This window comes from Acinetobacter bouvetii (assembly GCF_902753875.1).
In the GTDB taxonomy this organism is placed as follows: Bacteria; Pseudomonadota; Gammaproteobacteria; order Pseudomonadales; family Moraxellaceae; genus Acinetobacter; species Acinetobacter bouvetii_A.
This window is the reverse complement of the sequence record NZ_CADDTS010000014.1, coordinates 62462-87790: the sequence shown is the minus strand read 5'-3', so window position 1 is coordinate 87790 and position 25329 is coordinate 62462. Positions and strand designations below refer to the sequence as shown.

The window sequence follows — 25329 nt, the reverse complement described above, 5'->3', positions numbered from 1 at the left end:
TCTAGAGTGAGATGAGTATAGTTCATGATGCAACTTTGACTTTGGTCGGTCGGAAGCAAAATGCTAGCTCATCTTGCTTCCTTCCAATAATTTAATCTCTGTTGCACTTCATTTGAGAATCTAAGAAGAAAAAAGTTTACTAATAATTTCTTCAACTTGATTAGGCATATCTTGAAGAATTTCATTTATAAAATCTTTGCCAATAACTTCAATATTAAAATTTTTATTTAAATCTCGATTTTTCTCTTTGAACTCTTTGATTTGATCTTCATCAAGAAACGTAATGAGTATAATTGAGGATATTGTGTACGTACTTATTAATTCGTATAAAGTTGATCTTAATTTTTCAAATTGGTTATGTTCATTATTATCAATTTGTTGGTTTTCAAAATGTGCAGTAAAAATAGATCTTAAATCAACATCAACTTTAATACCTATAGGGTTTGAAAAACTTCTAAAATCACTGCTCAAAATAAAGTCATAATATTTAATTGAGCTACCAGTATCGAGTTCATATGCAATTTTTTCTTTATCAAAGTAACATTGCAAAATGCTTTTAATTAATACATTTACGTCAACTTTACTTATACTGCCATTTTTTTTAAAAATTTCACGAATTAAATTGTCTATATTCATATAAAGAAAAAGAAGCCCCTAAAGGCTTCTTTTTACAGAAAAAAGATCAAATAAGCAACACATCAAAGCGCCGCAATCTGCTCCATATTCGCTTTAATCTTCGCTAACTGATCAGCAAACTCAGCAAGTTTTACTTTCTCGCCTTCAACCACAGCCGCAGGTGCTTTCGCCACAAAACCTTCATTGCCAAGTTTAGTTGCAATTTGGTCATGTTGCTTTTGAACCTTGTCTAAGTCTTTTTGTAGACGACCCAACTCCGCTTTAGGGTCAATTAAACCCTTCATTGGAACGTATACAGATACGTGACCAACGACAGAAGATGAAGATAATGGTGGTTGTTCGCCATCAGCCAAGAAGGTGATGCTTTCAACTTTCGCCAATGCTTTGAATAACACTTCAATACGTGTGATCTGTGCTTTTTCAGCTTTAGTGGTGTTTTGTAAAAGAACTGGCAACAAGCGAGCATTACCTAAGCCCATCTCACCACGGATGTTACGTACCGCACCAATTAAACCTTGCAGCCATTGCATATCCGCTTCAGCTTGGTCATTGATAAGTGCTTGCTCAGCAACAGGGTATTGCGCCAACATAATGGTTTCACCAGCGATACCCAGTTTCGGTGCAAGAGTTTGCCAGATTTCTTCAGTCAAGTACGGCATCAATGGGTGAGCCAAACGTAAAGACGCTTCCATTACCGCTAACAATACACGGCGAACTTCAGCTTTACGTTCTTCAGAAACGTTTTCATCGTTCAATACTGGTTTAGTAAGCTCTACATACCAGTCACAGTATTCATTCCAGATGAACTCGTAAATCGCTTGCGCAGCCAAGTCTAAACGATAGGTTGCAAAGGCTTGTTGAACCGCAAGTTCTGCTTTTTGCAGACGGCTCACGATCCATTGTTCAGGCAATTCCCAAAGGTCTTGGCGAACTTCTGTACCAATGGTTTGACCTTCAATGTTCATCATTACGAAACGCGTTGCGTTCCAGATTTTGTTGGCAAAGTTACGGTAACCTTCAACACGCTTCATGTCGAATTTGATGTCACGGCCTGTGTTGGCAAGCGCACAGAACGTGAAACGAACTGCGTCAGTACCGTAAGACTGAATGCCTTCAGGGAATTCTTTACGGGTTGATTTTTCAATCTTCGCTGCTTGTTTCGGGTTCATCAAGCCATAAGTACGTTTTTGTACTAAAGTTTCAAGATCTACACCATCAATCAAGTCTAATGGGTCAAGCACGTTACCCTTAGATTTAGACATCTTCTGACCTTCGCCATCACGTACTAAACCGTGTACATACACAGTTTTGAACGGAACTTGCGGTGTACCATCTTCATTTTTCATGAAGTGCATGGTCATCATGATCATGCGGGCAACCCAGAAGAAGATGATGTCAAAGCCAGTTACAAGCACATCTGTCGGGTGGAAGGTATTGAGGAAGTAGTTTTCCGCATCTTTCTTCGCATCGCCAGTCCAACCTAAAGTTGAGAATGTCCAAAGACCCGATGAGAACCATGTATCCAATACATCTTCGTCTTGTTTTAATTCAACTTCAGGCGCGATGTTGTGTTTAGCGCGAACTTCCGCTTCGTCACGACCAACAAATACATTGCCTTCTGCATCGTACCAAGCCGGAATGCGGTGACCCCACCACAATTGACGTGAAATACACCAGTCTTGAATGTTGTTCATCCAAGCCATGTACATGTTGCTGTATTGCTCAGGTACGAATTTGATGTCGCCATCTTTCACGGCTTTAATTGCAGGCTCAGCAAGCGGTGCAATTTTTACATACCATTGGTCAGTCAGTAATGGTTCAACGATTACACCTGAACGGTCACCGCGAGGTGGCTTCAATGTGTATGGTTGAATTTGGTCTAACCAGCCTTCAGCTTCAGCTTGTTCAACCAATTTTTTACGTGCTGCAAAGCGTTCTAAACCAACATACTCAGCAGGCGCTGGGATGGTTTTAGAAATTTGCTCGCCCGCTTTTGCGATGTATTCAAAATCGCTCAACACTTCTGCATTTTTGTTGAAGATGTTGATGATTGGCAATTCGCAACGTTTACCCACTTCATAGTCATTGAAGTCGTGTGCAGGGGTGATTTTTACACAGCCTGTACCAAATTCTTTGTCTACATATTCGTCTTTAACGATTGGAACTGCACGGCCCGTAATTGGCAAGATAATATTTTTGCCAACAAGTGCTGCATAGCGTTCATCATCCAGTGCAACCGCAACTGCCGTATCACCGAGTAATGTTTCAGGACGTGTTGTTGCAACCACGATGTAATCTTTACCATCGTGGGTACGCAGTGATTTATCTTCAAAGAAATATTTAAAGTGCCAGAGTGATCCTGCTTCTTCTTTATCAGACTCAACTTCTAAGTCAGATAGGGCAGTTTGCAGTTTCGGATCCCAGTTCACTAGGCGTTTACCGCGGTAGATCAAACCTTCTTCATGCAGTTTGACAAACACTTCTTTTACTGCGTTTGAAAGACCTTCATCCATGGTGAAGCGTTCACGTGACCAGTCAACTGAAGAACCTAAACGACGGATTTGACGGGTAATGTTACCGCCAGACTGTTCTTTCCATTCCCAGACTTTTTCGATGAACTTTTCACGACCCAAATCATGACGGCTAATGCCTTCTGCACCCAGCTGACGCTCTACAACCATTTGCGTTGCAATACCCGCATGGTCAGTTCCCGGTTGCCACAAGGTATTTTTGCCTGACATACGGTTATAGCGAGTCAAGGCATCCATAATGGCATTGTTGAAACCATGACCCATGTGCAAGCTGCCTGTGACGTTAGGCGGCGGAATCATGATGCAGAAAGATTCACCCTTTTGAGATGGCTTGAAATAGCCTTTCTCTTCCCAAGTCTTGTACCATTTTTTTTCGATCTCGGTCGGATCGTAGGTCGTAGCAATATTTTGCGCTGAATCAGTCATAGTCTAAACAGATCAAAAGTGGATAAAAAATTGCATCTATTGTAGCAAAAAAATGGCAAATTAGGCATGTAAAGAAAATCCATAAAATAAGCATTTGGCACAGAGACAATTAGGTTTTATGATGTAACTATAATAAAAACAGCGCAAATGATCGCAGAACAATTCTAACAAGGAGATAAGTATTATGAGTTATTTGATTTCTTTAAAGCTAAAAGCCGAAACCCATCAGCGTTTCCAGCAGATTCATCAGCAGCTCAATCAAGGTGAAAGCCAAAGTTTGGCCAAGCCTTTAGGTGAGGTACTGGCGGACATTTCCTGTGAAATTGTCGATCAGGTTTTTGGCGAAATTGCGCGCTTATCGACTTCCGGTGACCGGGAGTCTGAGAAAGTGGTGCAGCAGATTTTAGATACGGTACGCAAGTATATGCCTTGGTCGGTGTCATTTTTTGGCAATGATCGTCTGGTGCCAATGGTCAATTATTTAATTGAAATGGCGCATGAAAAAAATGGTCAGAATTATATTTCTTATAGCGTCGATCATCTGTTAGTGGTTGAATTATTGGGCTGTGTGGAACAAATCAAGGGTGGAAATGGCCAATACGTTTCGCCTGCCTTAAAAGCCTTTACCGAAATGGTGGATGAAGGCGTGACCCGATTAGTCCGTGAACCTAAAAAGATGTTGAAATTCAATTTGGTGGTTGATAAAACCTTAAATGGCGTGATCAGTCTGACCACACAAATGGGTTATAAACGTCTGGAAAAACTGGGCACGCAGTATGATGCGAAAGCAACGCATCGCTATTTTGATCATTTTTTGATGTTTTTGAATCAGGAACCGAAGCAATAGATTTCTCGACATTAAAAAATGTAAGTGAGCTAAGTAAAACAGGAATCCTTAGATGGCAAAGCAGGACAGTTTAGACAATAAAGTGGTATGGATTACCGGTGCATCTTCAGGTTTAGGCAAAGCGCTTGCTCAAGAATGTGCCTTGCAGGGAGCACAGGTGATTCTAACCGCACGGCGTATGGATGAACTGGAAAATGTGTGTTCAAGTTTATTTCATCCTGAACGGCATGTTTGTATTAGTGCCGATATTACCGATGAAAATCAGGTGCGCCATGCCTATGAACAAGTACTAAATAATAAAGGACGCATAGACTGGCTGATCAATAACGCAGGTCTCAGCCAGCGTGCCCTGATTGCCGATACCACCATGCAAACTGAACGCGCGATTATGGAAGTGGATTATTTCTCGCAAGTGTTTCTGACCAAAACGGTTTTACCGACCTTTTTAAAGCAGAAGTTTGGTCGTATTGCCTTTGTTTCAAGTGTCGCAGGGTTGTTGGGTACGCAATACCGTGCCACGTATTCTGCAGCAAAAGCTGCGATTCATATGTGGGCCAACAGCTTGCGTGCAGAAGTGGCACAGGAAGGGGTCGATGTCTCGGTGATTTTCCCAGGCTTTGTCAAAACCAATGTCTCCTACAATGCTTTAAATGGCGCTGGTAAGCCGCAAGGTCATCAGGATGACGCCATTGAAAATGGTTTAAAGCCAGAAGTTTTTGCTAAAACAGTGGTGAGTGCTTTACTGAACGGGGAAGAATATATTGTGGTCGGTGGGACCAAAGAAAAATTGGGAGTATGGGTGTCGCGTTTATCGCCAAGTACACTGTATAAAATGATTCGTAAAGCGAAAGTGAAGTAATACGTTTAAAATTTTTAGTATGAACTTTTTAAGGTTTAAGTAGGGTATGAAACAAGTATTACATCAGTTTTATAGATTCGTCAGCTGTTTCGTACTTTGCTTATGCTCAATGGCGGTTTCAATGTTGTCTGCAGCTAAACCGATTGATCAATTAGTTGAAGAGGCGTGGGCGTATGCAGAGCCTTCAGAAGAACAGAAACAAGGTTGGCGTCCGCGTGAACATTTTTTTGATACGCAGAAATGGCTGAAATCGACATTTTATAACACTAAAAATTCGAACATTAATACACGGTTGCCATTAGCTCAATTGGATACACGTCAAATCCCATATCGTTTTGAGATTTTAAATCATCAGCAATATTTAAAAACCCCATCTGCAGATACTAAAAAATGTCCAGTTCAATGTATTTTATTAAATGGGCATATCTTTTCAGAGCAGCTGTCAATTTTAAAAAACAGCTGGCTTAAAGAAGTGGGGCGTTTTGTATATGACAATACCAACGTCCATATTATCGATATGCGCAATCATAAGTCACAGTATTATGGCGGAATAGGCTTTTTAAACATTCAGAATAATCAGATCAATTTTTATTATTTTGATGGGTTTAGAAAGGCAGTTGGAAATACGATGTATAGGATTAAAGACAACGGTTTAGACATTAAAATGGATGATGGTACATATCAATCAATTATTCGTTTTGATCAGCAGGAATTTCATCTTACAGAATTGACCAATTATCCTTTAGTAACGGAAAAATGCGTTGAAAAAGCGGGTGAATGGGTGTGTGAAATGGCGCGTTAGTTTAGAAATGTTGATCACTTGTTTTTAAATTAAACGTAGTTACTTTTATATGCTTGAGGGTGCTTGTCTTATATTTGTTGCTAAATAGAAAAAGACCTTACTTCTGATCAGTGTGTAAGAGAAAGTTTTATGATGAAATTTGATGGCTAATTTGATCAAATTTCATCACCGTTTAAATTTGATTATTAATATTAAGGTCTAATCGCTGTGCCGTAAGCAAACACTTCAACCATCCCGCCTTGCATGCCCATTTCAGTGGTACTCAGGCGTAATCCCATAATATGCGTCGCGCCCGTTTTCTCTGCTTCCAGTTTTAAACGCACAATCGCTTCACGGCGGGCACGTTCGACCACGCTTTCATAACTGGTCAGACGACCACCGAAAAAATTCTGGATATTGGCAATCACATATTTGAAATAATCATGGGAAATAACCACATTGCTACTGACCAGTTGCCCGGGATGGGGAGAGGTCTTAAAGCGGCTATTGTCCAGCGTGATATAAGCCAAACGCTGTTCATTTTCGGCCAGTGAATCTAGGTGCTTACGTTCGTTATATCTGCCAAAACCAAAGCCTATTGCAAATAAAATGGCAAAAACAGCAATCTGGAAAATCAAGCCATCCATCACTTAGACCTGCGCTTGAAATGGATCGGGAAGTTTAGGAATGTTTGGCTCCACCACAACTGCTGTGCCATACACAAAAAGTTCCGAAGCACCTTGGGCAATATTCGAAGTAGAAAAACGGATACCAACCACAGCATTTGCACCTAAAGATTGAGCTTTTTCAATCATGCGGTTCATCGCTTCCTGACGCGACTCTTCCAGCAGTTCGGTATAGGCGGTCAGTTCACCACCAACAATATTTTTTAAGCCTGCAAGCAGGTCACGTCCAACATGCTTGCTACGCACGGTACTGCCATACACCACATCAATTTGACGGCTAATGGTATGTCCTGGAACAGATTCTAAATTACTAAGGAGCATTTTTTAATATTCAAATGAGAAGGCGTCTAGTGAAGATAGAAAATCAGACTTAAAAAAGCAATAAAAAAGCCTGCATTACGCAGGCTTTTTTATTGAGGATTATTTATTGAGCGCTATTTGCCGCTTTGCGTTCAGCACTAGAAGGTTGGTATTGAATTGCATCACTTGTGTTGGCTTTTAGTCCGCCACCAAGGGTTTTGTACAATTCAACCTGGTTATTCATGTTGGCTTGTTCAAGCAACAATAAACCTTGTTCGGCTGCATATGAGGCACGTTGTGCATCCAATACGGTTAAGTAACTGTCAATACCCGCGCGGAAGCGTGCATTGGAAAGTTTATAAGTGGTATTGGTTGCATCAACCAAACGACGCTGTGCTGCCAAACGGTCACCAATATTTTGACGTACGGCCAAAGCATCATTCACTTCGCGGAAAGCGGACTGAATTGATTTTTCATAGTCAGACAAAGCAATTTGCTGATCTGTTTCTGAAATTTTGATGTTGGCTTTACGTGTGCCCCAATCGAAGATTGGCAGATCAATACTTGGACCAACAGACCAGACAAAACCACCTGATTTAAACAGGTCGCTTAAGCTGGTTGATGCATAGCCTGCATTACCGGTCAAACTGATGGTCGGGAACATGCGTGCTTTCGCGGCACCAATATTGGCACCCGCTGCAGAAAGCTTATATTCGGCAGCACGAAGGTCCGGACGGTTGTTTAACAAGTCGCTTGGTAAACCGGCACCAATTGCATTGCTTTGACTGATACGTGTGACACGTTGAGTCGGTAGCAAATTGGCAGGCACTGGTTGACCAACCAACAGGTTCAGCAAGTTCTGCGCTTGGGCAATTTGGGTCTTGTAATTGGCAACATCGTTACGCGCTGTTTCTACAGAGATCTGAGCCTGACGAACAGGAACTTCACTGTCGATACCCACATCGAAACGTTTTTTGTTGAGGTTATAAGACTCAAGCTGAGCTTTCAGGGTTTGATCGGCAAGCTTTAAATTTGCATTGGCAAACGAGTAATTTAACCATGCCTGAGCAACCTGACCAATCAACGCAATTTGCGTTGCATCTCGCGCACTTGACGTCGCTAAATACGTATCTAAAGCATTATCTTTTAAGCTACGTACACGACCCCAAAAATCCAGCTCATAGGCAGTCACACCCAGACCAACATTGTAACTGGTCATGGCACCTTTAGTGTTCAGGGTGTCTTGACGAAGCACACTACCGCTGGCACCAATGGTTGGCAGCTGGTTGTTCTGGGTAATTTGATACTGTTGCTGCGCACGTTGAATGTTCAACGTTGATGTACGCAAATCACGGTTATTGGCCAATGCCAGATCAAGCACTTGAAGCAAGCGTTGATCAGCAAAGAAGTCTTTATAACCTTGTTCAGCAATTGAAGGTCCAGAACTGGCGGTTAAATAACCCTGTTCTGGAATATTTGCTTGAGCTACGGGCTCTGGGCCACGCATGCTTTGACAGGCTGTCAAAGCAAGCGCAAGTGCAGATACCGCAATGCTACGACCTGAAATAGACCATACCTTTTGCATCACGATGCTTGCTCCTGATTATTTGGTTTTTTAGGTTTGTATTTGAAGATACTTCGAATCCATACATAGAACACTGGAATAAAGAAGATACCTAATAAAGTTGAACTGATCACACCACCCAGTACACCATAACCGACTGAGTGTTGGCTACCTGCGCCTGCACCTGATGAAAGGGCAAGAGGAAGTACACCAAAACCGAAGGCAAGGGTGGTCATGATGATTGGACGTAAACGCATTTTTGCTGCATGCAAGGTTGCTTCAAGTAAAGGCTCGCCTTTATCTTCCTGCAGTTCCTTGGCGAATTCGACAATCAGGATCGCATTTTTTGCAGCCAAACCAATGACGGCAATAATCGCAACCTGGAAGTAAATGTTATTCGACAAGTTCGGATCTTTCAGAACCACCATGCCCAAGAAAGTTAGGCCAATTGCACCCACAATACCTAAAGGAATCACCAAAAGGACAGAGAATGGAATAGACCAGCTTTCATACAATGCAGCAAGACACAAGAACACGATTAACATAGAAAGCGCATAAAGACTTGCGGTTTGCGAACCTGCTTCACGTTCTTCTAAAGATAAACCTGTCCATTCATAGTCATAACCACTCATACCCATTTGCGGAAGTTTGGCAATGATCTCCTCCATTGCAAGCATCGCATCACCAGAGCTGACGCCCGGTGCAGGAGTACCTTGAATGTTTACCGATGAAATACCGTTATAACGCTCAAGACGTGGTGAACCATAAGTCCATTCACCTGTTGCAAAGGCAGAGAACGGAACCATTTGTCCTAAGTTGTTACGTACGTACCACTTGTTCAAATCTTCCGGCATCATACGCGCATCGGGTACGGCTTGAACATAGACTTTTTTCACGCGACCGCGGTCAATAAAGTCATTAATGTATGAACCACCCCAGGCAATACTCATGGTGCTGTTGATTTCAGAAATGCTGACGCCCATAGCGCTGGCTTTTTCGTTATCGACATAAATTTTGTATTGTGGCGTATCTTCCTGACCATTTGGACGCACACCAATGAGACGTTTGTCTTGTGCTGCCATACCTAAAATCATGTTACGTGCAGTGATCAATTTTTCATGACCATTACCGGCAGCATCTTTCAACTGCAAGTTAAAGCCCGCAGAAACACCCAGTTCAGGCATCGCAGGAAGCTGCAATGGCATCACATAAGAAGCGTCTTTAGCAATCACGTTCAGTGCCATACCGCGCTGGATAATGGCCCCAATTTTCGATTCAGCAGTCGTACGGTCGCTCCAGTCTTTCAATTTAATGAAAGCCAAGCCGGCATTTTGACCCACACCGGTGAATGAGAAGCCTGCAACACTAAATACAGAATCTACATTGGCATGTTCACCTTCCATAAAGAATCCGGTCATTTGATCAATGACTTTTTCAGTACGGTCTAGTGTCGCATTTGGTGGAAGCTGTACCAGTGTCATGACCACACCTTGGTCCTCATCTGGCAAGAATGAGCTTGGTAAGCTTTTAAACAAAAATAACAAGCCAGCAATCACGACTGCATAAATTGCAGCCGCAATCACTTTATGAATCAGTAGTTTGCTAACCCAGTTTTGATAGCCATGAGAAAGACGGTCAAAGCTGTGGTTAAACCAGCGGAAGAAGCGGGCAAAAATACCATTACTTTCCGGTTTATCTTTTTCATGCTGTTTCAGCAAGGTTGCACAAAGGGCAGGGGTAAAGGTTAATGCGACAGTTAACGACAAGATCATGGCGGTAACCAGTGTGATCGAGAACTGACGGTAAATTACCCCGGTTGTGCCACTGAAGAATGCCATCGGTACGAATACCGCAGTCAATACGGTGGTAATACCAATCAAGGCACCCGAAATCTGTTGCATGGACTTTTCAGTCGCCGTGACAGGATCGAGATGTTCTTCCTGCATCACACGTTCAACGTTCTCAACGACAACGATGGCATCATCCACCAGCAAGCCGATGGCCAGTACCATGGCAAACATGGTCAAGGTGTTAATCGAGAAGCCGAACAGGTTGATGATCGCAAAGGTACCCAAGACCACCACTGGTACAGCCATAGTTGGAATCAGGGTCGCACGCCAGTTCTGCAAGAACAGGAACATGACAATGAAGACCAGAATAATTGCTTCAACTAAGGTGTGAACCACACTTTCAATTGAAAGTTTAATAAACGGAGTCGTATCAAAAGCTAACTGGTCTTTTAAACCATTTGGATAGTTTTTACGAAGTTGTACTAAACGTTCTTCAACAGCCGTTGCAGTATCTAAGGCATTGGCACCTGTTGCCAGTTTAATTGCAACACCACCTGCAGGCTTGCCGTTAAATTTAGAGGTGAATTGGTAATTGTCCGAACCTAATTCAACTTTAGCCACATCACCAATAGTAACTTTTGCACCAGAACCGACATTTTTAAGGAAAATGCTACGGAATTGTTCAGGAGTCTGTAACAGGCTTTGTGCATTCACTGTTGCATTCAGCACTTGACCTTGAACTGCGGGTGCACCCCCTAACTGACCCACGGCAACTTGTGCGTTTTGGGTACGAAGGGCTGTCACGACATCACTTGGTGTGAGCTGGTAACTGCTGAGTTTTGCAGGATCTAGCCAGATACGCATGGCATATGAACCACCAAACACCTGTACTTCACCTACACCAGCCACACGGCTCAGTGGTTCGGAAATATTCGAGTTTACGTAATCTTTAATGTCTGCATCAGTCAGTTCGCCATTGGGTGAATAAAATGCCAGTACCTGCAAGAAGCTGGCACCCGATTTAGTCACTTTTACACCCTGACGTTGTACATCTTCAGGAAGTAGGGCAGTTGCTGACTGTAATTTATTTTGTACCTGAACTTGGGCGATGTCTGGGTCAATCCCTTGTTCGAAGTTCAAAGAAATAGAGGCTTGACCGTTACCCGCACTATTAGACGAAATATAACGTAAGCCGTCCAGACCATTCATTTGTTGCTCAATAATCTGGGTCACTGTATTTTCTACAGTTTCAGCAGATGCACCTGGATATGTCGCCGCAATGGTGACTGTTGGAGGCGCAATGGTCGGATATTGTGCAATCGGCATTTTGCTGAGGGTTAACACACCCGCCAGCATAATCACCAATGCAATCACCCATGCAAAGATTGGGCGATGAATAAAAAAGTGAGCCATTTAGTCTACCCCTTATGCATTTGAAGTAGCTTTTTGTTCAGTTTTTGGTTGAGCCTGTTCAGCAGGTTTTCCTGCTTTATTTGCTTCTGCTGCAGGTTTAGCTGCACCCTGAGGTGCTGCAGCTTGAGGTTGATAAGGTTTGGCAACCACAGTTGCACCTTCTTTCACCTTGGCAATACCATCTACAATCACTTTTTCACCGGTTTGCAGACCTTTAGTCACAATCCAGTTTTGACCTTGAACACCAGAAGTTTCTACAGGACGTGTTTCAACCACACCTTTGGCGTTGACAATCATGGCAATCGCCTGACCTGTTGGTGTGCGGGTAATTGCAGCCTGTGGAATCAAGATCGCATTGGGAACGACGCCCTGTACGATTTGAGCAGTGGCATACATACCTGGAAGCAGCAGGTGATTCGGGTTCTGGAATACGGCACGTAAAGTTACAGTACCTGTTTCTGGGTTCACACTGGCATCTGAAAATGCAAGGCGACCTTCAACTGGGTAATAACTACCATCTTCAAGTTTCAGCTTCACTTTGGTGTTGTTGCTGCTACCCAAGCTACCTTGGCTCAATTGTTGACGTAAACGCAACAATTCAGCACTCGACTGGTTAATGTCGACATAAATCGGGTCTAGACGCTGAACCGTAACCAAAGGATCAGCTTGGCTAGCAGTGACCAAAGCACCTACTGTAACTGTAGAGCGGTTGGTTTGACCTGAAATAGGCGAGCGAACAGTTGAGTAACCGAGGTTGATTTCTGCATTTTTAAGTTCAGCCTGGGTTGCTGCGACATCGGCTTCAGCCAATTTTACTTGAGCAGCAATATCATCATATTCTTGTTTTGAAATGGCATTGGTGCCGACAAGTTGACGGTAGCGACCTTCTTTCACACGTAACACATTCAGGTTAGCTTGCTGGCGGGTTAATGCCGCACGTGCGCTATCTACACCGGCACGGTTGGTACGTGAGTCAATTTCATACAACGCCTGACCTTCACGCACATAGCTGCCTTCAGTGAATAAACGTTTCAGAATTACGCCACTGGTTTGAGGCCGAACTTCAGAAATTTCAAATGCCGTGGTACGACCTGAAAGTTCTACCGATTGCTCTACACTTTGAGGTTGAGCAACAATGACACCGACTTCCGTCGGCGGCATTTTTTGGGCTGCTGCAGCTTGCTGCGCATCCTTAGGATCTTTGCTACAACCAACAAGTGCAATACTTGTCGCTAATGCGCAAGCGGTTAGGGCGGGCGCCCATAGCTTTGCAGACATCATTCTTCCACCTCGATTAGATTATTATCTAAAAACTAATTTGTTTTCGCTCTGCTAAATTTGGCATACAACAGATACAGTAGTGTGATCCAAATAAAACCTATGCTCCAACCTGCCAAGACATCAGAGGGGAAATGCACCCCAAGGTATACCCTTGAAATTCCCATAAGTAACAACCATATAAAAGCACATATACAAATCAACGTGTGCTTCGGATGTTTTTGGCCAAGATAGATTGCAAGACAACCCAAAGTAGCGGCATAGATACTATGCGCACTGGGAAATGAAGCACCATAGCTATTCACCAGATGATACATTTCAGGTGGGCGAGGTCTTGAAATCAAATATTTAAGCAGCCAAACCGTGGCACTGCTTCCAATCAGTCCCAAACTGATAAAAACGACATTCGTGTATTTTTTATACCAGCCTTGGTGTACACACCAGACTGTGGTTAAAAATAACACAAATGGCATGCCGCCGAGTGTCGAAAGTGTGATAAATATCATATTGACAGCGTTGCTACGATGCTGGCTCATCCATTGCACTATTACCAGATCAAGCTGATGAAGTGATGGGATGAGAAGCATTAATATGCTGAAAATAAATAATAAAAATCCTACACCAAGCAACATATAAGGCATGTTAGGAACCTTTTTTATCTTAGTCGATTGAAGCATGACTAATGAATGGTTAAAGTGTACTCATCAGTACACTTTATTTCAAGTGTGTGTAAATTATGCTAATTTCTTTTTTACCGATTTTTTAACATGATGTAAAACAAAATAACGATTACTTCTGTGTAGATTTTTGTGAGTGAGAAATTTCTTCAACTTCCAGTGGGGTTTTTGGTGGCCAAAAAAAGTCACTAGGTCGAGTCAGGAAATGGGTGAGTACCAGTTTGGCTAAGGGCTTCCATTGTTCAAAGCGAACCCGGCGAGCGCGTAAGGCAACAATAATGGTCAGACTAAAACTGACAAACAGGTTGGTCAAGCCAATCAGTAATACCCCCAAAAATGAAACAATAATCAAACCAATTTCAGGGCTGCCATTCACGCAGAGCAAACCTTGAATAAAGTTGGCCGAAGCAAAGGCAATATGACGGATATCCAGAGGCAATCCCAAGATAAAGCCTATAGTACCCATACTGCCAAGCATGATTCCGAAGAGGAAGTTACCGGCCAGTGCCCCTAAATTTCGTTCAATATATGCAGCAAATTTATCCAGACGTTGTTGTCCTAATAACAGTTTTAACCGCGCATGAGCCTTCAGGCGTGGACCCACCTTTCGGTACACTGCCATATTGTCAAAATAGCCAGCAATTAATCCTGAAAAGAAAAGACAGACCCCGGCAATCGCTGCATGCGGAATGGCCAGAGAGGTGAAAGGATTGAGGGAATGTAAGAGTTTGGTGGCTTTGACATGTGTGAGTAGTGGCTCATCCATACCATATTGCCACAGCAGGGTAATCACGGCCGCAGTTGGAATGGCAATCGAAATATTGCCAATAATCGCAATGAACTGGGTCCGGATAATATTGATAATCAGTGCTGCAAGTTCGGCAATCTGTGCAGTTTTAGAGCCTTTACTATGTTGTACCGTGGCTGCAAGTGCTGCTGCGGTCATGGCTGGCTGTTTGGTGGCCACGGTAAAATGCAGCACATGAATCAGCATAAATCCAAGTGAATAGTTCATGCTAAATACAAAAGCCTGCATGATTGGAGCTAAAACCAGTCTTGTTGCCAGTATTTTTAAGCTTGCCATGGTGGCAATAATGACACCTGCACCTGCAGCTGACTTGTACATGGACCAAAAGCCTTGCTGGTCCGTACTTACATAATGTTCACCGGTCTTGCTGGCATTTTCAGTGACCTGTAATGCAATCAGTTCGCTATTGGTTGCCAGCAGGGAGCGCACACTACGTTCACTATAGATGGCAGTGGTTATATCCACCATCAATATACCTAACGATTCATATCGGATCTGATCTTCATCACCCATCAGGTTGATTAGCAGTTCAATTCGGTCCAGACATTGTTCCAGCAACGACAACAGGTAAGTTAGACTTAAGCTGACGCCAATGCGTTTAATGGCACGACGGATCTTGAGTACAACGTCCCGACACTGTTCAATCATCACTAAGGCTTGTGAGGCATCCGGCGGAATAATCACTGCCATTGGGTCAGTATTTTGATGCAGCTTTTTATAATGCTGAATGAATTCGATAATTTCCCGGTTTTGCACCAAAAAAGGCGATTCATATTCAGTCAGATCGGGCTGTGCATTAATAAATTCAGGATAAAGTCCAATGCCACTGATCCGGTAGGACAATACAGTAATGGCTTTAATTAGCTCACTTTTGATTTTCAGCTTTTCTTTCTGGTTACGATGACCCTGATTAATCAGGGTAAATAACTTTTTCCAATTTTGTTCCGAAATACTGTCCAACCAGTATTTATCACTGCGCTGATAGAAAACCCGGCGGACTAAATCCTGTAACTGGCTTTCATCATTAATCAGTGGCAGAAAATGTGCGCCAAGACGTTGCGCCAGCTGATTCCAAAAACCATCCAGAGACAAAATACCTGTATCGGCATATAAGCTGGTCTGTTTGTATTGGCTAATCAGTTTTAAGATAAAATTTTGAAATGTGCTGACTGCATCGGGAGTGAGTAGCAGTGCTTGAATGAGCGCTTGAAATTTACGGTTGATTTCTTCGTGATTGGTCGAATCATTGGGACGAATTCGATTCACCAGCTCAATCAGTAGTGAATCATCAAGAACAGCTTGCTTGGTTTCAAGCTGTTCCTGCATTTTTAAAAATAAATCATTAAAATTGATATGCATAGGCGAAAGGGTAAACTATATTTTTAAGTCCCGTTATTGAATGCGGTTTAAGGCAAGTTGGGTCAGATTAACCAGTGCCTGACGATATTCACTATCTGGTAGGGCATCTAAAGCTTGAAGTGCAAATTGTGTTTCTTCAGTTGCACGTTGGCGGCAATAATCCAGCGCACCACAGTTTTGTACAATTTCAATTACACGCTCCAGATGGTTAAGACCACCTGTAGCAATACTTAAACGAACAATTTCATGTTCTTCATCGGTAGTTTTTTGCAAGGCTGAGATTAACGGCAAAGTCGGTTTACCTTCCATCAAATCATCACCAATATTTTTACCTAATGTTTCTGCATCCGAAGTGTAGTCTAAAATATCATCAATAATCTGGAAGGCATTGCCAAAGTGACCGGCAAAGAGGCGTAGCGGTTCACGGTAGTGTGGTGTACCAGATAAAATGGCTGCGCCTTCAGTTGCCAGTTCAAACAGGCGCGAAGTTTTACCATGAATAATGTCGAGATACGTCTTTTCAGTGGTTTCTGGCTGATGCTGAGCTTGCAACTGTAAAACTTCCCCTTCGGCAATTTCACAAGTACCAGTGGAAAAATCTTTAAGCAAGGTCATGTCATTCAAATCGACCAGCAAATCGAAGGCACGCGAAATCAGGAAATCACCGACTAAAACAGCAGTCTGGTTGTTCCAGGTGGCATTGGCAGTTGGGCGGCCACGACGTAAGCCGGATTCATCCACCACATCATCGTGCACTAGTGTTGCTGTATGCAGCATTTCAATAATGGCAGCCAGTTTACGTTGCCGTTCAATGTCTTCTGCGCCACAAGCTTTGGCGGCCAATAAACACATGATTGGTCGCATGCGTTTACCGCCAGCTTCTACGACGTGTTTGCTGACAGCCATGACTAAAGCGACTTTTGAGGTAATTCCTTCATTGATAAAAGTGTCCATCGCAGCAAAATCTGAAGCAACAGGGGCGAGAATGTCTTGCTTGAAGTCGATGGCCATATGAAGAGAAACCTTTAAAAAATTGAATTGTTTATATAGGGTCTGTTGACAATTCGTCTATGTTTGCGACGTAAACGTCTCATGCTTAATTTTAGCCTACAACACAAGCCATTTATGAAAACTCAGCAGATCCTAGTGTATCAACTATAACTGATGATGCAGCCAAGAGCTTAATATAGTTGTTTAAATCCTGACTAAGCAAATGGTTTTAACTGTGTGCTGAATCTAATAAATTAACTGGTCTAAGATAGAGTTGGCATTTTTTGCTCTATCTATTCTATATAGTAGCGAATTGATTTTAAAAATCTATTTCATTTTATAAAATCTCAGATCTATCTGTAAAAGTAATTTCTGCTGAATAATTTGATTGTTTGTAAATTAAACAGTTCTAAAACTCAAAAAAACGCTAAAATGGCTTGTTGTTTGATTTATTATCACTTAATATGTTTGCCCTTATATATCCCCCCAGTGGCGTTCGTATTAAGATCGATATATTCCTTTATCGGCACGACGACACGGGCATGTTTGGAGTACATTATGTACGCAGTAATCCAAAGCGGTGGTAAACAACACCGTGTTGTTGAGGGTGAAACCCTTAAAGTAGAATTATTGAAAGCTGAAACTGGTACAACTATTACGTTTGATGACGTATTAATGCTTGTAAACGGCGAAAGCATTCAAATTGGTGCTCCAGTTGTTGCTGGTGCTACAGTAACTGCTGAAGTAGTTAGCCACGGTCGTCACGACAAAATCCGTATTGTTAAAATGCGTCGTCGTAAACATTACCGTAAACAACAAGGTCACCGTCAATGGTTTACCGAGTTGAAAATTACTGCTATTTCAGGCTAATTACGAGGAGTAATAGACATGGCTCACAAAAAAGCCGGTGGTTCGACACGTAACGGTCGTGACTCAAACCCTAAAATGTTAGGTGTTAAAATGTACGGTGGTCAAGCTGTGACTGCTGGTAACATCATCGTTCGTCAACGTGGTACAGAATTCCACGCTGGTGCAAACGTAGGTATGGGCCGTGACCATACTTTATTTGCTACCGCTGATGGCGTGATCAAATTCGAAGTGAAGGGTCAATTTGGCCGTCGCTACGTATCTGTTGAAACTGCATAAGTTTTAATGGTACGGAAAAGCCCACATTTGATGTGGGTTTTTTTATGTCTGACAATAAGTTAAATCACTGTTACGATCTCCATCATGATGAACAAAATCATTACTTTTGAATTAATAAGCATACAAAACATCTTGTTTTTTCTCATATTTAAATTATTTTTTGGTTTAAGATGGACACATTGAACAAATTGCGATATCGCAAATAAAAAAAGGTGATGATATGAAAATGCTTCGTACAACCCTATGTGCTATGACATTTGGTGCTGCAACCCTTGCACCGGTAATGAGTACTACTGTGTTTGCTGCTACTGTTGCAGCATCGGAGCAGCAAGCCACAGCGAATCTGGTCAGACAGCTAAGCAATATTCATACGTTGTCGGCAAACTTCGAGCAAACCACGAAGGCGACTTCAGGTAGTAAAGCACCACAGAAAAAAGGCCTGACTGGACAACATATGAATCAGACCTTTAAAGGGGTGATGAAGGTTGCACGTCCAGGTAAATTCTTCTGGGAAACCACCAGTCCATCCAAACAGACCATTGTGACTTCGGGTAAAACCGTGTGGATTTATGATCCGGATTTGCAGCAAGCCGTGCGTCAAAGCTTGGATGAGCAAGTGGCGAATACCCCTGCGTTGTTATTGTCGGGCAATACCAGTCAGATTATGAAGTCTTATCGTGTGACTCAGCCGAATAAAGGTAAGACTTATTACACCTTGCATCCTAAAGATCGTGATGGTGCATTTCAAAGCCTAACCATTAGTTTTGGTGCTAATAAAGCTCCAAGTTTAATGATTTTGCAGGACTCTTTGGGTCAAACCACCTATGTGCGTTTTAATAATGTGAAATTGAATCCTTCGATTGCTTCATCTACCTTTAATTTTGTACCACCTAAAGGGACCGATATTATTGATCAATAAAGTTTTGAAGGATTATATCAATCAAGTATTGATTATCTGAAAAAGCAGCTCTATTGAGCTGCTTTTTGCATTAGAGAGGTTCATGTTAGTAGATTTTTCATGATATCAAATACTTAAAAAAAGAAGTTTTGCCTTTGATGAAGAGTAAAAGATAGGAGTGGTGATCTTTGTGCCCGAGTCAGCCGATGCGGCAGAAGGTCAGGGTTATCTGTTGTCTTATGTGCATCATCTGCATCAAGAATCGTCCAAAGTGGTGATTTTGAAAGTTCAGGGTTTAAAGCTGGAGTTGCAAGCTGAAATTATACTGGGGGTGCATATTCCACTGGGTTTTCACGGCAACTGGGTGGATTTATCTTAGGATTATTCAGCCCGATTTTGCTTAAGTATCAGCCTATCCTCTTTAAAAGATACATATTTTAAACTTTATTCAGTGAGCGGGCTTTGTATAGTGATGCGGCATTATAAAAGGCAGTAGGTTGTAAAATAAAATGAAAATACGCATGAATCAACAATGGCTATGGGCTGTTCCAGTATCTTGTGCCGCACTGCTCATGACTGCTTGTCAGGAGCGACCTGCATCAAAAACTGAACAGGCGGCCGCCGCAACGCAGGAAAAATCTGAAGCCATTCCATTGATTCAAGCCAAAGTTGTTCCTGTGAAATTGAGCAAGCCTGAAGCTTGTGATGCTGAAGGGTGTACCCAGTACGAGATTCAGACGGTAAACAGTAATCTGAAATGGATTGATGATTATTTTATGGATCGGGTGAAAAAGGCCGATCCGATTGCCTTTTCTTCTGCACCCAATGAAAAGATCAATACCGCTGAGGGTGCCAGTCCTGACCTAAGTCAAAGCTCAACCTATATCCGTTTTGTCAGTCAGCAGTATGACCGGGCAACCTTTGCTATTCAAACCTATACCTATTCTTCGGGTGCAGCACATGGCATGTACCATCAAGAGTTTGTCAATTTTGACTTGAAAAACAAGAAGCGTTTGGCTCTGCAAGATATTGTGGTGAAGGGGGCAGAACAGCAACTGTTAAATGCCTTATATGATTCAAATAGCTTGTGGCTGGATCAGCACAGTGTTGAGCGCTCTAAACTACAGTTAAGTGATAATTTTTACTATGGTGCCAATGGGATTGTATTTGTCTATCCCTTGTATGAATTGGCTTCTTATGCCGAAGGCATGACTGAGCTGACCTTACCTTATTCGTCACTCACTAAATTGATTAAAGCCGAGTATTTGCCAAGTTTGCCTAAGTATCCAAACTCTTAATTTGGATTGATTTCCGTTAAATTTGTTCTAATAAGGCGCAGCTGTGGGCCTGATCACTGTCTTTTTTGCTGTTTAACGCTTACACTATAGCCAGTTTTTTTCTTTGCAAAAGATTGGCTATGATCGACCCGAAATTAATCAGAAATAATATTGAGGCTGTAAATTTAGCCTTGGCAAAACGTGGTGTGCAGCTGAATGTAGAAGAGTGGGCTTCACTTGAAGCGCGCCGTAAAGAGCTTCAATCGAAAACAGAAGCTTTACAGGCAGAGCGTAATTCGGGTGCTAAACAAGTTGGCCAAATTAAAAAATCTGGTGGCGATGCATCTGAAATCATGGCGCGTATGGCAGCCATTGGTGATGAAATCAAGGCAGCTGAAGTTGCGCTGACTGAATTGCAAACTGAAATTGAAACCAAGTCTTTAACTATTCCAAACATGCCGCATGAATCTGTACCTGCAGGTAAAGATGAAGACGACAACGTTGAAATTTTAAAATGGGGCACTCCACGTCAATTTGATTTTGAAATCAAGGATCATACTGACCTGGGTGAATGGATGGGTGGTTTGGAGTTTGAAACTGCGACCAAACTGACTGGTACACGTTTTAGTGTATTAAAAGGCCCACTGGCGCGTTTACAGCGTGCGATTACCCAATTTATGCTGGATACCCATACCCTGAAAAATGGTTATACCGAAGCTTATGTACCTTATCTGGTGAATGCCGATTCATTGCGCGGTACAGGTCAATTGCCTAAATTTGAAGAAGATTTATTCAAATTACAAGGTGAAAAAGAATATTATCTGATTCCGACTGCTGAAGTGCCAGTGACCAATTTCGTCCGTGATGAAATTGTCGATCCAGAACGTTTACCCCTGAAATATGCAGCACATACTCCATGTTTCCGTAGTGAAGCGGGTTCTTATGGTCGTGATACCCGTGGTTTGATTCGTCAACACCAGTTCGACAAAGTGGAAATGGTGCAAATCGTAAAACCTGAAGATTCTATGCAGGCTTTAGAAGAGTTGACTGGTCATGCAGAAGGTATTTTGCAAGCACTAGGTTTACCATACCGTAAAATCATCCTCTGTGGTGGTGATATGGGCTTTGGCGCAATCAAGACTTACGACCTGGAAGTTTGGGTACCAAGCCAAAATACTTATCGTGAAATTTCAAGCTGTTCATGCATGGGTGACTTCCAGGCGCGTCGTATGAAAGCACGCTATCGTGTAGACCAGAAGAAAACTGAATTCGTGCATACCTTGAATGGTTCGGGTCTGGCGGTTGGTCGTACTTTGCTTGCGGTGATGGAGAACTATCAGCGTGCAGACGGCTCAATTGAAATTCCTGAAGTGCTTCGTCCATATATGGGTGGTGCAGAATTTATTGATTAATCTTCGGATTGATCAATAAATCGATGAATGGCACAATTTTGTGCACGAAAATTGCTTAAGACAGTCAGATTTAAAATATTGAGGTAGCGTGTGGATATCTTTCCAATCTCTTTAAAGTTGCAGCAGCAACCTTGTCTGATTGTCGGTGGTGGACATATTGCTTACCGCAAGGCAGTACTTTTGGCAAAAGCAGGTGCAATCATTGATGTGATTGCGCCTGAAATCGAAAGTGCTTTACTGGAGATTGTTCAATCCAGCCAAGGGCAATATGTTCAGGCAACTTTTAGTCCAGATGCCTCATTACGCAATTACCGTTTGGTGATTGCAGCCACCAATGATAAAGCCACCAATGTTCAAGTTTTTGACGCCTGTGAAGCTGAAAAAATATTGGTGAATAGTGTTGATGATCCACCGCACTGCCGTTTTATGGTTCCTGCGATTATTGACCGTTCACCTTTGGTGGTTTCCATTGCGACCAATGGCACATCCCCAGTTCTATCCCGTCAAATTCGAACGCAGCTCGAGGCGGCCATTCCACATGGCATGGGCAAACTTGCCGATTTTTCAGGAAAATGGCGTGCTGCGGTTAAAGCGCGGATTGAAAATCCGGATCAGCGCCGTATTTTTTGGGAAGACTTGTACGCTAGTCCACTCAAAGAACAAGTGTTTAATGACAATATTGCGGAAGCGGATCGTTTAATTGAACAAGCCTTGATTGAGTGGAAAACGCCGAAAGGTGAAGTCTATCTGGTGGGTGCTGGCCCCGGTGATCCTGAACTGTTGACGCTAAAAGCATTACGCTTGATGCAACAGGCAGATGTCATTATTTACGACCGTTTGGTTTCGCCTGCAATTATGGAGTTATGCCGCCGTGATGCGGAAAAGATCTATGTAGGCAAAGCACGTTCCAACCACAGTGTTCCGCAAGAGGGGATTAATGCACTTCTGGTTGAATATGCAGCCCAAGGTAAGCGTGTCTGCCGTTTAAAAGGCGGTGATCCCTTTATCTTCGGTCGTGGCGGTGAAGAAATTCAGGAGCTGTTTGCTGCGGGTGTAGCTTTTCAGGTGGTACCGGGCATTACTGCCGCTTCTGGCTGTTCTGCTTATGCCGGTATTCCCTTAACCCATCGTGACTATGCACAAAGTGTGCGTTTCCTGACGGGCCATTTAAAAGAAGGTTCACCGGAGCTACCTTGGAATGAGCTGGTATATGAAAACCAGACTTTGGTGCTGTATATGGGTCTGGTCGGTCTGGAAAAAATCTGTGCGCAACTGATTGCGCACGGCCAACGTCCAGATATGCCAGTTGCCCTTATTTCCAAAGGAACGACACCAGACCAGAAAGTGGTGGTCGGAACTTTGGCAGATATCGCTTCAAAAGTGTCTGAATATCAGATTCAAGCGCCGACCCTGACCATTATTGGTGAGGTGGTCAAATTGCGTGAACAATTACAGTGGCAAGGCTAATTCGAGCCCTGTTGCATTGAAAGAGTAGAGAAATTCAGTGATCCATGTTGTTTTATACGAGCCGGAAATTCCTGCAAATACAGGGAATATTATCCGTTTATGTGCCAATACCGGTGCGCAACTTCATTTGGTCAAACCGCTGGGTTTTGAGCTTGACGACAAAAAGCTGAGACGCGCAGGTCTGGACTATCATGAATGGGCACATATGAAAGTATGGGAAAACTTTGCAGAATGTGTCGCGCATTTAAAAGAGCAGGGGATTGATCAGGATGCAATTTATCCTTTAACCACCAAAGGTTTTGAAACCCCGCATACATCAAATTTAAATCGTCCTGTGGCTTTGTTGATGGGACCTGAAACCCGTGGCTTGCCTGAAGATGTCCGCATGATGTTCCCTAAAGAACACTGGATTCGTCTACCGATGGCACCAAACTCTCGCAGTTTGAACTTGTCGAATGCGACAGCAGTGATTTTGTATGAAGCTTGGCGTCAGCAGGATTTTAAAGAACTGGTTTAATCTCAAATTAAATCCTCAATGATAAAAAAAGACGCATTAAGCGTCTTTTTTTTGCATGGAATCAACCCATTAATGAGTATCATCAAACTCGTTATGTTGAGGAGCTGGATGTTTGAAACCTTTGGTTTTATAACCGAGGTACAAAATACCGAACATTGCCCACCATAAACCGAATTTTAATGCGGTATCTTCAATCTCGAGCCACATGGCAAAAATGCTAATGAAGCCGAGTAAAGGAATAACCACAAAGCTGATAATATCTTTCAGGTTTTTGGTACGACCATCACGTAATGCATAACGTGAAATCACTGAAAGATTGACAAAGGTAAATGCGGTTAAAGCACCGAAGCTGATCATCGAGATCACGATGTCCAAATCGATGAAGCCTGCAGTTAATGCCACAGCACCTACAATAAGAATATTGTAAACCGGAGTGTAGCTTTTCGGGCTGATATGACCAAAGATCTTTTTATTGATCACGCCATCGCGACCCATTACATACATCAAACGCGATACACCTGCATGTGCAGAAATACCTGATGCCATTACGGTGACAATTGCAAAGTAAAGCACCACAGTTTTGAAGGCCAGTCCACCCACTGCTTGAAGAATGTCTGGCTGAGTTGCAGCAACATCTTCGAAGTAAGTTTTCGGATCATTCGGAAAATAAATCTGCATGAAATAGGTGCTGATAATGAAAATGATACCAGCAATCAATGCAGTAAGGAAAATCGCCTTAGGTAATGTTTTTTCAGTATCTTTGGTTTCTTCTGCCAGTGAGCTAAGTGAGTCAAAGCCTGTAAACGAGAAGCACAGCAAGGTTGCACCGGTAATCAGTGGACCTAAAGCTGTCATTTCATTCCAGAAAGGCTCTAAGCTCCATAACTGGTACTTGGCATTCGCTAATGTACCATCGGCATTGACACCGCTAGCAAGCAGCGTATAAACCATCCAGGTGAAGTAGGCGATGACTGCCAGCTGAATAATCACAATCAGACCGTTGAAATTAGCAACGAATCTCGCACCACGAAGATTCACCCCGGTCATAAATGCAGTCAGAGCAAAAACCCAGACCCAGTGATTGACCTCAGGGAAAAGTGCTTCCAGATAAATCACGGCCAAAATAATGTTGACCATTGGTGATAGCAGATAGTCTAACCAAGATGACCAGCCCACCATGAAACCCACGTTCGGGTGAATCGATTTTTGTGCATAGGTATATGCAGAACCTGACGACGGATAGCGACGGATCATGTGTCCATAACTAATCGAAGTAAACAAGATTGCAATCAGGGCAATAATGTAAGACGTCGGGACATGGAAATGACTTTCTTCGGAAACCAGACCGAACGTGTCAAATAAGGTCATTGGTTGAATATAAGCTAAACCAATAATAATAATGTGCCAGAGCCCTAGCGTTTTTTGCAGTTTAGCTGCCGATTGAGTCCCAGAGATATTTGTCAACGGCGTTATCCTCTTAATCGTTGATCAAGGATCAGTCATGTGTACAAGGATCGTTTGAGACGAACGATCCCCCCTATATGAATAAAACAAAAGTGCGCCAATCTACTCCAGTTTGGTACCTTTTGCCAATATCTTTACGAATTTTTAATGCAGAAAATATGCCATTTGATATAAAAAGTTCGCTTTATCTTTCCACAAAGTAA

General features: G+C 42.6%; 22 protein-coding genes. 11 read left to right on the top strand and 11 right to left on the bottom strand.

All coding sequences use genetic code 11. The features are described from left to right. Positions 1-120: 120 nt before the first annotated feature. On the bottom strand, positions 121-636 hold the full coding sequence (locus FB6_RS04170; RefSeq protein ID WP_174558785.1) for a hypothetical protein: 516 nt from the start codon (positions 634-636) through the stop codon (positions 121-123). A gap of 62 nt (positions 637-698) precedes the next feature. Continuing rightward, entirely contained in the window at positions 699-3593 is a 2895-nt protein-coding gene (locus FB6_RS04165; protein WP_174558784.1) for a valine--tRNA ligase, read from the bottom strand. A 184-nt stretch (positions 3594-3777) separates the two neighbouring features. Between FB6_RS04165 and FB6_RS04160 the strand changes: the two genes are divergently transcribed. From FB6_RS04160 to FB6_RS04150, 3 genes are read left to right on the top strand one after another with little or no spacing between them, the layout of a single operon-like run. Then, entirely contained in the window at positions 3778-4440 is a 663-nt protein-coding gene (locus FB6_RS04160) for a hypothetical protein (protein WP_174558783.1), read from the top strand. 52 nt (positions 4441-4492) lie between these two features. Then, positions 4493-5299: an SDR family NAD(P)-dependent oxidoreductase gene (locus tag FB6_RS04155; RefSeq protein WP_174558782.1), complete on the top strand. Its 807-nt coding sequence runs from the start codon at positions 4493-4495 to the stop codon at positions 5297-5299. A 46-nt stretch (positions 5300-5345) separates the two neighbouring features. Beyond that, complete coding sequence (locus FB6_RS04150; RefSeq protein WP_174558781.1) at positions 5346-6101, top strand: hypothetical protein; 756 nt, start codon at positions 5346-5348, stop codon at positions 6099-6101. A gap of 191 nt (positions 6102-6292) precedes the next feature. On the opposite strand, the gene FB6_RS04145 is transcribed toward FB6_RS04150, so the two are convergent. From FB6_RS04145 to sdsA, 8 genes are all read right to left on the bottom strand, one after another. Then, a complete protein-coding gene (locus FB6_RS04145) occupies positions 6293-6727 on the bottom strand; it encodes a YbjQ family protein (RefSeq protein ID WP_174558780.1) in 435 nt (144 codons plus the stop codon). Positions 6728-6730: 3 nt separating this feature from the next. After that, entirely contained in the window at positions 6731-7087 is a 357-nt protein-coding gene (locus tag FB6_RS04140) for a YbjQ family protein (protein ID WP_174558779.1), read from the bottom strand. 103 nt (positions 7088-7190) lie between these two features. Next, complete coding sequence (adeK, locus tag FB6_RS04135) at positions 7191-8651, bottom strand: multidrug efflux RND transporter AdeIJK outer membrane channel subunit AdeK (RefSeq protein WP_174558790.1); 1461 nt, start codon at positions 8649-8651, stop codon at positions 7191-7193. Continuing rightward, entirely contained in the window at positions 8651-11833 is a 3183-nt protein-coding gene (locus FB6_RS04130; protein ID WP_174558778.1) for an efflux RND transporter permease subunit, read from the bottom strand. Before FB6_RS04130 ends, adeK begins: the two co-directional genes overlap by 1 nt. A 12-nt stretch (positions 11834-11845) precedes the next feature. Further along, positions 11846-13114, bottom strand: a complete 1269-nt coding sequence (locus FB6_RS04125; RefSeq protein ID WP_174558777.1) for an efflux RND transporter periplasmic adaptor subunit — start codon at positions 13112-13114, stop codon at positions 11846-11848. Between the two features lie 32 nt (positions 13115-13146). Further along, positions 13147-13752 (bottom strand): phosphatase PAP2 family protein, encoded by a 606-nt coding sequence (locus FB6_RS04120; RefSeq protein WP_174558776.1) that lies wholly within the window; start codon positions 13750-13752, stop codon positions 13147-13149. Positions 13753-13900: 148 nt separating this feature from the next. After that, complete coding sequence (locus FB6_RS04115) at positions 13901-15955, bottom strand: site-specific recombinase (protein WP_174558775.1); 2055 nt, start codon at positions 15953-15955, stop codon at positions 13901-13903. A gap of 33 nt (positions 15956-15988) precedes the next feature. Further along, positions 15989-16966 carry an All-trans-nonaprenyl-diphosphate synthase gene (sdsA, locus tag FB6_RS04110; RefSeq protein ID WP_174558774.1) on the bottom strand — a complete coding sequence of 326 codons (978 nt, stop codon included), beginning with the start codon at positions 16964-16966 and terminating at the stop codon, positions 15989-15991. Between the two features lie 537 nt (positions 16967-17503). Here sdsA and rplU point away from each other — a divergent pair. The 8 genes from rplU to FB6_RS04070 all read left to right on the top strand — a co-directional run bounded on the left by rplU (position 17504) and on the right by FB6_RS04070 (position 23662). Beyond that, positions 17504-17815: a 50S ribosomal protein L21 gene (rplU, locus tag FB6_RS04105; protein WP_086196864.1), complete on the top strand. Its 312-nt coding sequence runs from the start codon at positions 17504-17506 to the stop codon at positions 17813-17815. Positions 17816-17833: 18 nt separating this feature from the next. Then, positions 17834-18091 carry a 50S ribosomal protein L27 gene (gene rpmA, locus FB6_RS04100; RefSeq protein ID WP_174558773.1) on the top strand — a complete coding sequence of 86 codons (258 nt, stop codon included), beginning with the start codon at positions 17834-17836 and terminating at the stop codon, positions 18089-18091. A gap of 220 nt (positions 18092-18311) precedes the next feature. Continuing rightward, a complete protein-coding gene (gene lolA, locus FB6_RS04095) occupies positions 18312-19010 on the top strand; it encodes an outer membrane lipoprotein chaperone LolA (RefSeq protein ID WP_174558772.1) in 699 nt (232 codons plus the stop codon). 169 nt (positions 19011-19179) lie between these two features. Beyond that, entirely contained in the window at positions 19180-19368 is a 189-nt protein-coding gene (locus FB6_RS04090) for a carotenoid oxygenase family protein (RefSeq protein ID WP_254592192.1), read from the top strand. A gap of 142 nt (positions 19369-19510) precedes the next feature. Next, positions 19511-20287 (top strand): RsiV family protein, encoded by a 777-nt coding sequence (locus tag FB6_RS04085; protein WP_438819954.1) that lies wholly within the window; start codon positions 19511-19513, stop codon positions 20285-20287. A 119-nt stretch (positions 20288-20406) separates the two neighbouring features. After that, positions 20407-21678 (top strand): serine--tRNA ligase, encoded by a 1272-nt coding sequence (gene serS / locus FB6_RS04080; protein WP_174558770.1) that lies wholly within the window; start codon positions 20407-20409, stop codon positions 21676-21678. Positions 21679-21768: 90 nt separating this feature from the next. Beyond that, complete coding sequence (cysG, locus tag FB6_RS04075; RefSeq protein WP_174558769.1) at positions 21769-23145, top strand: siroheme synthase CysG; 1377 nt, start codon at positions 21769-21771, stop codon at positions 23143-23145. 37 nt (positions 23146-23182) lie between these two features. Next, positions 23183-23662 (top strand): tRNA (cytidine(34)-2'-O)-methyltransferase, encoded by a 480-nt coding sequence (locus FB6_RS04070; RefSeq protein WP_174558768.1) that lies wholly within the window; start codon positions 23183-23185, stop codon positions 23660-23662. 69 nt (positions 23663-23731) lie between these two features. Here FB6_RS04070 and FB6_RS04065 read toward each other — a convergent pair whose 3' ends face one another. Then, on the bottom strand, positions 23732-25126 hold the full coding sequence (locus FB6_RS04065) for an APC family permease (protein WP_174558767.1): 1395 nt from the start codon (positions 25124-25126) through the stop codon (positions 23732-23734). Between the last annotated feature and the right edge of the window lie 203 nt (positions 25127-25329).

What these genes read in the sequence shown, in the direction of transcription:
- FB6_RS04170 (WP_174558785.1), bottom strand. Translation starts at nt 636, where the DNA reads ATGAATATAGACAATTTAATTCGTGAAATTTTTAAAAAAAATGGCAGT.
- FB6_RS04165 (WP_174558784.1), bottom strand. Translation starts at nt 3,593, where the DNA reads ATGACTGATTCAGCGCAAAATATTGCTACGACCTACGATCCGACCGAG.
- FB6_RS04160 (WP_174558783.1), top strand. Translation starts at nt 3,778, where the DNA reads ATGAGTTATTTGATTTCTTTAAAGCTAAAAGCCGAAACCCATCAGCGT.
- FB6_RS04155 (WP_174558782.1), top strand. Translation starts at nt 4,493, where the DNA reads ATGGCAAAGCAGGACAGTTTAGACAATAAAGTGGTATGGATTACCGGT.
- FB6_RS04150 (WP_174558781.1), top strand. Translation starts at nt 5,346, where the DNA reads ATGAAACAAGTATTACATCAGTTTTATAGATTCGTCAGCTGTTTCGTA.
- FB6_RS04145 (WP_174558780.1), bottom strand. Translation starts at nt 6,727, where the DNA reads ATGGATGGCTTGATTTTCCAGATTGCTGTTTTTGCCATTTTATTTGCA.
- FB6_RS04140 (WP_174558779.1), bottom strand. Translation starts at nt 7,087, where the DNA reads ATGCTCCTTAGTAATTTAGAATCTGTTCCAGGACATACCATTAGCCGT.
- adeK (WP_174558790.1), bottom strand. Translation starts at nt 8,651, where the DNA reads ATGCAAAAGGTATGGTCTATTTCAGGTCGTAGCATTGCGGTATCTGCA.
- FB6_RS04130 (WP_174558778.1), bottom strand. Translation starts at nt 11,833, where the DNA reads ATGGCTCACTTTTTTATTCATCGCCCAATCTTTGCATGGGTGATTGCA.
- FB6_RS04125 (WP_174558777.1), bottom strand. Translation starts at nt 13,114, where the DNA reads ATGATGTCTGCAAAGCTATGGGCGCCCGCCCTAACCGCTTGCGCATTA.
- FB6_RS04120 (WP_174558776.1), bottom strand. Translation starts at nt 13,752, where the DNA reads ATGCCTTATATGTTGCTTGGTGTAGGATTTTTATTATTTATTTTCAGC.
- FB6_RS04115 (WP_174558775.1), bottom strand. Translation starts at nt 15,955, where the DNA reads ATGCATATCAATTTTAATGATTTATTTTTAAAAATGCAGGAACAGCTT.
- sdsA (WP_174558774.1), bottom strand. Translation starts at nt 16,966, where the DNA reads ATGGCCATCGACTTCAAGCAAGACATTCTCGCCCCTGTTGCTTCAGAT.
- rplU (WP_086196864.1), top strand. Translation starts at nt 17,504, where the DNA reads ATGTACGCAGTAATCCAAAGCGGTGGTAAACAACACCGTGTTGTTGAG.
- rpmA (WP_174558773.1), top strand. Translation starts at nt 17,834, where the DNA reads ATGGCTCACAAAAAAGCCGGTGGTTCGACACGTAACGGTCGTGACTCA.
- lolA (WP_174558772.1), top strand. Translation starts at nt 18,312, where the DNA reads ATGAAAATGCTTCGTACAACCCTATGTGCTATGACATTTGGTGCTGCA.
- FB6_RS04085 (WP_438819954.1), top strand. Translation starts at nt 19,511, where the DNA reads ATGAATCAACAATGGCTATGGGCTGTTCCAGTATCTTGTGCCGCACTG.
- serS (WP_174558770.1), top strand. Translation starts at nt 20,407, where the DNA reads ATGATCGACCCGAAATTAATCAGAAATAATATTGAGGCTGTAAATTTA.